At 29.6% G+C, this 11,416-nt stretch carries 11 protein-coding genes; 9 read left to right on the forward strand and 2 right to left on the reverse strand.

Going from position 1 to position 11,416, the window contains the following annotated elements; all coding sequences use genetic code 11:
* Positions 1 to 2 precede the first annotated feature (2 nt).
* Both priB and rpsF read right to left on the reverse strand, forming a co-directional pair.
* The gene (gene priB, locus A9G13_RS05870; RefSeq protein WP_065556661.1) at positions 3 to 314 is read right to left on the reverse strand and encodes a primosomal replication protein N; all 312 of its coding nucleotides are present in this window, start codon (positions 312 to 314) and stop codon (positions 3 to 5) included.
* On the reverse strand, positions 298 to 681 hold the full coding sequence (rpsF, locus tag A9G13_RS05875; RefSeq protein WP_065556662.1) for a 30S ribosomal protein S6: 384 nt from the start codon (positions 679 to 681) through the stop codon (positions 298 to 300). The genes priB and rpsF overlap by 17 nt, the downstream gene beginning before the upstream one ends.
* Positions 682 to 1,006: 325 nt before the next feature.
* On the opposite strand from rpsF, the gene hinT reads away from it, so the two are divergent.
* The 9 genes from hinT (at position 1,007) to A9G13_RS05920 (ending at position 11,315) form a co-directional block, all read left to right on the forward strand.
* Positions 1,007 to 1,354 (forward strand): purine nucleoside phosphoramidase, encoded by a 348-nt coding sequence (hinT, locus tag A9G13_RS05880; RefSeq protein WP_065556663.1) that lies wholly within the window; start codon positions 1,007 to 1,009, stop codon positions 1,352 to 1,354.
* Positions 1,355 to 1,360: 6 nt separating this feature from the next.
* Positions 1,361 to 1,987: a penicillin-binding protein activator LpoB gene (locus A9G13_RS05885; protein WP_065556664.1), complete on the forward strand. Its 627-nt coding sequence runs from the start codon at positions 1,361 to 1,363 to the stop codon at positions 1,985 to 1,987.
* Complete coding sequence (nagZ, locus tag A9G13_RS05890; protein ID WP_065556665.1) at positions 1,987 to 3,030, forward strand: beta-N-acetylhexosaminidase; 1,044 nt, start codon at positions 1,987 to 1,989, stop codon at positions 3,028 to 3,030. Before A9G13_RS05885 ends, nagZ begins: the two co-directional genes overlap by 1 nt.
* Positions 3,011 to 4,252: a sigma 54-interacting transcriptional regulator gene (locus A9G13_RS05895; protein WP_065556666.1), complete on the forward strand. Its 1,242-nt coding sequence runs from the start codon at positions 3,011 to 3,013 to the stop codon at positions 4,250 to 4,252. Before nagZ ends, A9G13_RS05895 begins: the two co-directional genes overlap by 20 nt.
* A gap of 17 nt (positions 4,253 to 4,269) precedes the next feature.
* Positions 4,270 to 5,286: a dTDP-glucose 4,6-dehydratase gene (gene rfbB / locus A9G13_RS05900; RefSeq protein WP_065557104.1), complete on the forward strand. Its 1,017-nt coding sequence runs from the start codon at positions 4,270 to 4,272 to the stop codon at positions 5,284 to 5,286.
* Between the two features lie 5 nt (positions 5,287 to 5,291).
* A complete protein-coding gene (locus A9G13_RS05905) occupies positions 5,292 to 6,251 on the forward strand; it encodes a glycosyltransferase (protein ID WP_065556667.1) in 960 nt (319 codons plus the stop codon).
* 149 nt (positions 6,252 to 6,400) lie between these two features.
* Positions 6,401 to 7,474, forward strand: a complete 1,074-nt coding sequence (locus A9G13_RS05910) for an acyltransferase family protein (protein WP_141670876.1) — start codon at positions 6,401 to 6,403, stop codon at positions 7,472 to 7,474.
* A 253-nt stretch (positions 7,475 to 7,727) separates the two neighbouring features.
* Entirely contained in the window at positions 7,728 to 8,801 is a 1,074-nt protein-coding gene (locus A9G13_RS05915) for an acyltransferase family protein (RefSeq protein WP_141670877.1), read from the forward strand.
* A 741-nt stretch (positions 8,802 to 9,542) separates the two neighbouring features.
* Entirely contained in the window at positions 9,543 to 11,315 is a 1,773-nt protein-coding gene (locus tag A9G13_RS05920) for a hypothetical protein (RefSeq protein WP_081301177.1), read from the forward strand.
* Positions 11,316 to 11,416 lie beyond the last annotated feature (101 nt).

An 11,416-nucleotide genomic window follows, 5' to 3' on the forward strand; every position in this document is an offset into this window, starting at 1 on the left:
GGCTATTCTCCTAATAGTTTAATTTGGTCAGCATGTAACACAAGTTGGCTTGTGTGATTGCGTTTAGTATGGGTACTAATAAAACCACTAACTAAAACTTTGCTGCCTTTTTTTATACTGTAACTTAATTCTTTTTGTCCACTGACAATCACCGGCATTATGCACCATGCTTGTCTAGTGAGTTCGGCTTCAATTTGTTCAGAAACATGTTCTAAATAAAATTGACAGTGCGAAATCCCACTGGGACTGACTTTACGTATCGGGTTTTTTGACACTACTCCCGATAATACTAAACGATTATTCGTCGGAATCATCGTCCAAGTTTACTTCGTTAAAATCTTCTTCAGGATTACGACGTTCATCCTTCGCTTTTAACATAGGTGAAGTTTCAGTTACAGCATGTTTAGTGCGCATAATTAAACTGCGAATTATTGCATCATTGAAACGGAAGTTATCTTCAAGTTCATTAACAGCTTCTTGAGTAGCTTCAACATTCATTAACACATAATGTGCTTTGTGCAATTTTTCGATAGGATAGGCTAATTGACGACGACCCCAATCTTCTAAACGATGGATTTTTCCACCATCAGTGGTTAACGTACCAGTATAACGTTCAATCATACCAGGTACTTGTTCACTCTGATCTGGGTGAACCATAAATACTATTTCGTAATGACGCATTATCGCTCCCTACGGATTAATCAGCTTTCTGTCGGGGGCAACCGCAACCCATCGAAAGCAAGGAACATGAAAAATAGGCGGTTGAAAATCGACGGGGCATTATATACCAACTCGATATCATTGACAAATGAATATATTAAGTTGGTGGGCTATTTACATGATCAGTTTTTATACTGAAACGTATACCTCTCAGGAAACATCTTTACAAAAATAAATTAACATCTGTAAAATGTAACGAATTCTATACATTTTTATTCTAAAAATATGCTATGCTTGCGGTAACATAATTTTTCATAAGAAAATAGAATAATGAAGGAGAAATTTAATGGCTGAGGAAACTATTTTTAGTAAGATTATTCGACATGAAATTCCCGCTGATATTGTTTTCCAAGATGATACGGTTACTGCATTTCGTGACATCTCTCCCCAAGCACCAACTCATATTTTAATTATTCCTAATAAATTAATTCCAACCCTTAATGATGTGACTGTACAAGATGAAGCCATGCTTGGACACATGATAACTGTGGCCGCCAAAATAGCCAAACAAGAGGGCATCGATGCCAATGGCTATCGTTTAATAATGAATTGCAATAAAGACGCAGGACAAGAAGTCTTTCATATTCATATGCATTTATTGGGTGGTAAAAATTTGGGTCGGTTATTAGGTTGATCAATTATGAAACAGCAAAAAAGAATATTAATTACTATAGTGATGATCTTTTTATTAGCAGGTTGTCAATTGTTTCCTAAACCTGAAAATAAACAAGTTAACCAACCAGTTGATATAATTAAACCACCTGATGATGTAGTTGAAACACCACCAGAAATAGTCAAAAAAACCGATTGGAATTCAATCCTATCACCGTTTGTAAACAAATTGTTGCAGTCATCTTCTACATCTGATGCTAATAAAGTTATTTTGATAAGTGATATTCAAAACCGCAGTGGTGACTATATTGTCACCAGTCAAGTTGATGACGTATTACATCAATTAATGGCGCAGCAAAATACCTTTTCCGTGGCTGATAGGCAATCCATAAACCAAGCTAAGCAAGCATTAGGTATTTCCCCCGATGATAAGTTAGTGTCACGCGGTAAGATGATTGGTATAGCCAAATCGATGAATGCTGGTTATGTACTTTTTACCACGATTTACAAATTACCAAGTGATAGTAATGAGGCCAATTTGGCGATGGAGCTACTTTCTACCCAATCCGGCGAAATTTTACAACGAGTAACTTCGCAAGAGTTGGCTAAAACATCTAATCCAAATGCAGATAGTGTCAAAGAGGCTACTGAATAATGGGGCCATTATTGATTGATGTCGAAGGTACATCCTTAACTAATGATGATAGAAAACTACTGCAAAATTCACTCGTTGCTGGAGTCATTTTATTTAGTCGTAATTTTGAGGATCAAGCCCAACTAAGCGAACTAATTAAAGAGATTCGTTCGGCATCAACTGAACGATTATTGATTTCAGTGGATCATGAAGGTGGTCGAGTGCAGCGTTTTAAACAAGGATTTACTGCTATACCACCCGCACAATCATTTGCAGCACTTAATCAACTTGAGCAAGCCAAAGCTTTGGCTTTTGATGCTGGTTGGCTATTAGCGATGGAACTTATTGCCTTTGATATCGATCTGAGTTATGCCCCAGTGTTAGATTTAGGCCATGGATGTTTAGCAATTGGTACGCGTTCCTTTCATGAAAATGCCGATATTGCTTTGCAAGTTGCTACAGCAATGATAGACGGTATGCACGCTGCAGGAATGAAAACTACCGGTAAACATTTCCCTGGTCATGGACATGTTATTGCTGATTCTCACAAAGAAACACCTATTGACCAGCGCGATAAATCGCTAATTGAGCAAGATATGCAAATTTTTGCCAAGTTAATTACAGCTAAAAAACTTGATGCCATAATGCCTGCTCACGTTATTTATCCTGCTTTTGATGATAAACCGGCTAGTGCTTCCCCATATTGGCTTAAAACTATACTGCGTCAGCAGCTACAGTTTGATGGTATTATATTCTCTGATGATTTATCCATGGAAGGTGCAGCCGTATTAGGTGATCATGCCCAAAGAGCACAGGCGGCATTAGCTGCAGGGTGTGATTTGCTGTTAGCTTGTAATAATAGGCAAGGTACTTTAGCCATATTAGAACAGTTAGCTATTTTAGCTAAACAGCATTCTTTAGTATCGGATAAAGCTAAGCGATTACTTAGTAATAAACACATCACTTATACCGAATTAACTAAAAATCATGATTGGCAGCGCCGTCATGACAATTTAACTAAACTCAATGAAAAGTGGATTAAATATGCAAGCAGCAATCATTGAAATTAATCTTAACAAACAACTGGTTGCATATAATGACACCGCTAGTAAGTTGTTCTCTCCTGATTTCTTAAAGTTAAATCAACCATTTGATTATCATCATATTTTTAATTTGGATGTTAATGATGATTTTGTAAAACAAGATGATACCATCATTGTCCTAAATGCTCAGTATTTTTTATTACAACAAATTACTGAATCATCAAAAACGATTTTTATTTTGCAGCCAATTGAGTACTTAAAAAAACGTTTGTCGAAAATCAGTGTAGTCGGCAGTCATGCATTTGATATTTTTGCCACTCAAAGCCAAGCAATGCAAAAATTAATCGCTCAAGCAAAAGCGTTTTCAATACAACGAGAACCGTTATTGATTTCCGGTGAAACCGGGACAGGTAAGGATTTGCTTGCTAATGCTTGCCATCAATACAGCCCCAGAGGTGATCAAACCTTTTTAGGTTTAAATTGTGCCGCTATGCCTGATGATGTTGTTGAAAGTGAATTATATGGACATGCAGCTGGAGCTTATCCCGGTGCTGTTGAAAGTAAAAAAGGTTTTTTTGAACAGGCTAATGGTGGTTCGGTTTTACTGGATGGTATTGATGAAATGTCCTTCCAAATGCAAACTAAACTACTACGCTTTATAAATGATGGTTATTTTCGCCGAGTGGGTGATGACGATGAGGTTTATGTTGATGTACGCATTATTTGTGCAACTAAAGTCGATTTAGCACTACTGGTTGAACAAGGTAAATTCAGAAAAGATCTATATTATCGCCTCAATGTATTATCACTTAATTTACCTTCACTGCAAGAACGTAAAGACGATATTACTACTCTCACTAATATTTTTGTTAATGAATTTGCTAACAAACAAGGAATTACCCCACCAACAATTGATAATGAAGTGCTTGATTACTTATCACGTTATTCATGGCCAGGCAATGTAAGGCAGCTCAAAAATGTACTTTATTCGGCACTAGCACAATTGACTACTAAAGTATTAACTGTAAAAGATATCGTGTTGCCAATGCCTGCTGTATCACAATTATTATGGGTAGAAAATATTGAAAATAAAACCCTTGACGAAATGACCAAACAATTTGAAAAAGAGATCTTATTACGTTTATATGACAAATACCCGAGTTCCCGAAAACTAGCCAAAAGGCTAGGAGTTTCGCATACAGCTATTGCTAATAAGTTAAGAGATTATGGGATAGGACGGTAGTTTTGTCAGAAAAAGTTATGAAAATTCTAGTAACTGGTGGAGCTGGTTTTATAGGCTCAGCTGTTATTCGTTATCTGATTAATACTACTCAAAATTATGTAATTAATATTGATAAATTGACCTATGCTGCAAATTTACAATCGCTACAGACAGTTTTAAACTGTGATAGATATTATTTCGAACAAATCGATATTTGTAACCGGCAAGAATTAAATCGTATTTTTCAACAATATCAACCTGATTCTGTAATCCATATAGCAGCAGAAAGCCATGTAGATAATTCAATTAACCATTCAGCAAATTTTATTGAAACTAATATTATAGGAACTTATGCTCTTCTTGAAGCAAGTAGATATTATTGGAATTCTTTAACTATAAAGACGAAAAAAGCATTTCGTTTTATTCATGTCTCAACAGATGAAGTTTATGGTAATTTAGAAAATACTGAATTATTTTTTACTGAGTCAACGCCGTATGCACCAAGTAATCCTTATTCCGCTTCTAAAGCATCAAGCGATCATTTAGTTAACGCATGGTTTCGAACTTATGGTTTACCAACTATTATAACTCACAGTACTAATAATTATGGACCGTTTCAGCATGCCGAGAAATTGATTCCATTAATTATATATAAAGCAATTAAAGGTCAGCCATTGCCTATTTATGCTGATGGTTCACAAATTCGTGATTGGCTTTACGTTGAAGATCATGCTAAGGCATTATATCAAGTACTAAAAAAAGGTAAAATTGGTGAAACATACAATATTGGCAGTAATAATGAATACAAAAATATTGATTTAGTATATGCAATATGTGAAATTCTAGATGAATTAGTTCCTAATCATCCAATAGGTGTTAAGCAATACAAAAATCTTATTCAGTTTGTACCAGATCGTTTAGGCCATGATTATCGATATGCCATTGATTCATCAAAAATTGAAAAGGAATTAGGTTGGAAGAAAGAAGAAAACTTCACAAATGGTTTAAGAAAAACGGTTAAATGGTATTTAAATTATATTAAAAATAAGGAATAATTTTTATGATACCAGATGTATCAATTGTGATTCCTGTTTATAACGTGGAAAAATATTTACGTCAATGTCTAGATAGTATTATTAGCCAATCATTAACTAATATAGAAATTATTTGTGTAAATGATGGTTCTACTGATAGTTCATTATCTATTTTGCAAGAATACGCTAGCAAAGATTCAAGAATACATGTTATTGATAAACCTAATAGTGGTTATGGTCATTCAATGAATATTGGATTTCAACAATGTACAGGGCGATATATAGGCATTGTTGAATCAGATGATTTTGCTAAACCTGAAATGTTTGAAACACTTTTTAAAGTAGCTATAGAAAATGATTTAGATATTGTCAGATGCCACTTTTATACTTTTAAACAAAGAAATGGTTTAATAGAAAAAATTGATTCTTATGAAATGAAAAGTAATACTTTAATTAATCCGAAAAATGATTTATCACCTTTTTTACAGTGGCCAGCAGTGTGGGCTAATATATATAAAAGAACATTTATTGAAGAAAATAAATTAAGTTTTTTAGAAACTCCAGGGGCATCATATCAAGATACAGCTTTTAGTTTTAAAGTAGTGGCTTGTGCAACAAGATTAATGCTTATTGATAGTTCATTAATTTATTATCGAATACATGAGCAATCTTCAATAAAAAGTAAAGATAAAGTATATTGTATATGTGATGAATTTAATGAAATTATTAGATATTCTAAAGATAAACTTATATATGAAAAACTAAAATATTTAATTTGTTATTTGCAATATAAAAGTTATAAATGGAATCATAATAGATTAGAAATGCCTTATCGATATTCATTTCTTTTGTTTTGGTCAAAAGAAATAGGAAAAAATCGTGAAATATACTCTAAAAAAAATCCTTTTTTTACTTTTAAAGATTTAAAAAAAATATTAATTATTAAAATGATTCCTTGGTTATATAAAAAAAGAAATAAATTGTGAATTCAGTGAAATTTATATATTTTTCTTTTGGTTAATTAATTTTTGTTTTTTTTATCTATTTGATGTGGCTTGAAAAGTCATTTTCAACACGACTATATTAGTGTATATTGCCGCAATAAATATTATTAGATGGTAAAACTGAGCGAATTGTGACAAGAAATTATTCTTTTGATTTTTTTCGTGGTGTAATGGCATTATGTGTTGCTATTGGTCATTATTTTTATTGGAATGATAAATTTGATGTTATTCCTTTATCGTTTATTTTAGCTGTTGATTATTTTTTTATATTAAGTGGATTTGTTTTAAGTTGGTCAGTGCTAAGAAAAAATAAGTTTGACTCATTTGATTTTGCAAAATCCAGATTATTAAGGTTATATCCTGTCTATATTTTTACAGCCATACTTACTTATGTGGTGTCAAAATTGTTGCATGTTGATTTGGGAACGCCTAATTTAGGAGATATTATTGAAACTATATCAATAGGGGAAATGTTACCTTTTGTAAAATCGTCTAATTTTGTATTCTTTCAGCCATTAGGTATAGCTTGGAGTATTTCTTCTGAGCTATTGATTGGTATTATATTTTTTCCAATTTTGTATGTATTAAATAAAAAATTAAGGCAACTTATATTTCCTTTTTTAATTTTAATTATTCTAATTTGTTTTTTCAATATTAATAATTCCTCTATCGAATATCCTGATGAATATATGAATCTTCACTATCATAAGTTTAGTCAATTAATTCCCTTTGGTTTGATTAGAGGATTATTGGGATATGCTTTAGGTGCATTTATTTATTATATTGTTGAATATATCCAAAAGAATAATAGAATTATAAATGAAAACGCATTATCTTTTATGCAAATTATAATTATATTTTTGATTATTTATTTATATGCTTACAATGATTATAAGAGAATTAATGAGTATTATTCTGTTTTTATATTTTCAATTTTGATAACATCTCTGTCCTTCAATAAAGGAGTCGTTTTTAAATGGACTAATAATATTGCAGGGGATTGGTTTGGTAGGATTTCATATCCATTATATTTACTTCATCCAGTGTTTATTTTGATCAATAAAAAAATTGTTATTTTCTCAAACATGTTTAGTGTCATTGCTATTTTATTTTACACTGTTTGTCTTTTAATTGCTTCAATGCTAGTCCATAAATATGTAGAAGAAAAATTTATATTATATTTTAAAAAAAATCGACATAATTAATGGCAGAATTTTAAAATTAAATTATTCATTAGTTGTATAGAATATCATCCTATTTTAAATAAAACGATATTCTGATTAGTAGATTAAAATAATAACAAATGATGTAATTTTACTAAAATATAAATTTTTCATTATGTTAACTGATTAATAGTCTTTTATCTATTCGGTGTGGCTTGGAAAGTCATTTTCAACGCTATTAAATTAGTGTATATTGTTGCACTAGTTATTTTTAGACAAAATAGTCGAGCGGATTGTGACAAGAAATTATTCTTTTGATTTTTTTCGTGGTGTAATGGCATTATGTGTTGCTATTGGTCATTATTTTTATTGGAATGATAAATTTGATGTTATTCCTTTATCGTTTATTTTATCTTTTGATTATTTTTTTATATTAAGTGGATTTGTTTTAAGTTGGTCTGTGCTAAAAAAAAATGAGTTTGACTCATTTGATTTTGCTAAATCTAGGTTATTAAGGTTATATCCTGTCTATATTTTTGCAGTTTTACTAACTTATGTTATGTCTATATTGTTGCATGTTGATTTAGGGGAGCCTGATTTAGGAGATATTGTTAAAATTTTATCTATAGGAGAAATATTACCTTTCGTAAAATCATCTAATTTTGTATTATTTGAACCTTTAGGTGTAGCTTGGGGTATTTCTTCTGGGTTATGGATTGGTATCATATTTTTCCCAATTTTGTATGTATTAAATAAAAAATTAATGCAACTTATATTTCCTTTTTTAATTTTAACTATTTTGATTTGCTTTTTCACTATCAATAACTATTCTACTAGCGATTATCCTACTGAATATATGAATCTTCACTATCATAAGTTCAGTCAATTAATTCCCTTTGGTTTGATAAGAGGTTTATTGGGATATGCTTTAGGTGCATTTATTTATTATATTGTTCAATATCTCCAAAAGAATAGTAGAATTATAAATGAAAATGTATTATCAGTTGTGCAAATTATAACTATATTTTTAATTATTTATTTATATGCTCACAATGGTTATAAAAGAAGCAATGAGTATTATTCAGTTTTTATATTTTCTATTTTAATAACATCGCTTTCCTTCAATAAGGGAGTCGTTTTTAAATGGACTAATAATATTGTAGGAGATTGGTTTGGTAGGATTTCTTATCCATTATTCTTACTACATCCAGTGTTTATTTTGATTAATAAAAAAAATGTTATTTTTTTAGATATGTTTAGCGTCATCGCGATATTATTTTATATTGTCTATCTGTTAATTGCTTCAATACTAGTTCATAAATATATAGAAGAAAAATTTATATTGTATTTTAATAAGAAATCAACATAATTTATGGCTGATTTTTAAAATTAAATTATTTATTTGTTATACAGAATATCGTTCTAATTTAAATAAAATGATATTCTGATTAGTAGTTTAAAAATAATTAAATGATTTTTTACTTGCGGATGTCAATTATAAAGTAAATAATTATCTACTGGATTGAGTTATTTCTAATGGTTATTTTTTACAAAAATGATCAAAGCATATTAGTATCTCATTGATTTATAGGAGGATATGTAATATTCAGTGCCATGTAGATATAATGTATATTGCATCTGTAATGAATTTAATGAAATTACAATAGATTAAATTCCATATTAATATTTCTACATGTTACATTCTTTAATATAAACATATAACCTCCTTTTTAGGAGTATTACAAAAATATCTTTTTTTATTTTATATATATAAAATAATTTTTGAATGTCAAGTTCATCCTATTATTGATTGAGTGTATAGATAATTCGCAAATTTAACTATTTGATTTTGAACTCTATGTAATAATATAATTTTATTAAATTGAAACTTGAATTACGTTCTTTTTTATTATCCAATTATTTTGCTTTTTCAAGTTTGAGCTTTTAATTTAAAATTGAACTAGCTATCATGAAGCCTTAATAAAGGAATGCTATGAATTCTAATACAATACATATAAAAATACCTAGATCACTTGTGTTTTTTAATGCAATTATATTAATTATTTATTATATATAGAAAGTGATATTGTTTATTTATTAGGGATTAATTATGGGATTTAGAAATTGGTTTTTTTCAAAACTTTATAGAGATAATAAAAAATTTAAAAATGAAATTATCAATTTAAGTAATAAGCTAGAACGAGTTAATGTTCAATTGTATTCATTTGATGAATTTATGCGTAATATTATTAAACAAGGGAATGAGAAAGTACAAAAAATAAATGATATACAAAAATCGACTAAGAATTTGCTAGAAAGAAATTCTAATTTAGAAATAGAAATCACCAATTTAAAAGATAAATTAGATTTCACTAATAGACAAACACAATTAATTGAGAATATACAAGAATCCGCAAAGAATTTGTTAGAAAGAAATTCTAATTTAGAATCAGAAATCGCTAATTTAAAAGATAAATTAGATTTCACTAATAGACAAACACAATTAATTGAGAATATACAAGAAACTATTAGGGTTTTGTTAGAAAAAAACTTATGTGTAGAGAAAGAAATCTCTGATTTTAGACCAATATTAGATTCAACAAACAATAAGATACAATTAATTGAGAATATAAATTCATCGATAACTATGTTGGCTGAAAAAAATGCATTATTACAAGACAAAATTGTTAATTCAGAACAAACTGTTAATCTTATTTCGGCAAATAGATTGATTAATGAATTTCAAAAAATTACATGCTTATTTTTGATACATAATATTGAATCATGGGATAGTATTTACTCTGTTTATAAAAAAATGATTATACATGAGCGATTCAAAGTTATTATAGCATCAATACCCAGACGTTATCCAGGAAGTAAAATTTTTAAAGATGAAGAGTATGTTCATAATATCCTTTCAAGATTAGATGTTCCTCATTTAAGGCTAAATAATAGTAATTCTTATGATGATTTAAATATTATTAAGTCGTTGGCTCCTAATGTTATTTTTAGACAATCTCAATGGGATTATGATATTCCACCGGCCTTTAGTACAGATAATTTAAGATTTGCTAAATTATGTTTGATTCCATATGAGATCATGAATTTTGTCCAGTTAGGATTTAATCATTTATCAAGTTACTACCATACATCTTGTTGGAAACTCTTTGTTGCGAATCAACAAACAAAAATTGAACAAGAACAGCATGATAAATTGAATGGACTCAATGTGTTTGTAACAGGTCACCCAAAAGTGAAAGCGCTTAAAAATGCTAAACCAGCCTGGCCGATCATTTCAAATTCTGAGGATAAAAAATTTAGAATATTATGGGCTTCACACCATAGTATTGATAAAAATTGGAGCAATTTTAGTGTTTTCTTAAATATCTATAATGATATGCTTAGTTGGGCAAAAGAGGATAATTCAATAGAGTTTGTATTTAGCCCTCATCCAGCATTAGTTACTGTTTTAGAAGCTATCACTGATGAAAAATTGAAACATAGCATAGATGAGTTTTTTATTGAATGGAATAAATTAGATAATACTTATTTTTATAGAGAAGGCCCTTATGGCCCTTTATTTCAAGCTTCTGATATTTTAATAATGGATGGTATAAGTTGGTTATTAGAATATCAATTGATGAAAAAACCTTTAATTTTTATAGAAAGGGAAGATCACTCACCATTCACTATCAATGGAGAGTTAATTGCAACAGGTACAAATAGAGTTTCTGCTTTTCATCAAGCTAAAGAATTAGCGTATAGGTTTAAAAATGGTGAACAAGATCCTAAACGAGATAAACAAGATATTGTTGTAAATGAACTATTATTACTTGAAAATGCAGCAGACAATATTGTTGAACTGATACTTGAAGATTTATAGCTAATTTTACCAAATCAAATAGATTAGTATTTCATAAAATGGCTGCCATCTTGTTATGCTATCAAAATAGTATATTATCTATTATTCTAAATTCTATTTGA

Origin of the sequence: Gilliamella sp. wkB178 (assembly GCF_001690705.1) — a bacterium.
Taxonomy (GTDB): Bacteria; Pseudomonadota; Gammaproteobacteria; order Enterobacterales; family Orbaceae; genus Gilliamella; species Gilliamella apicola_K.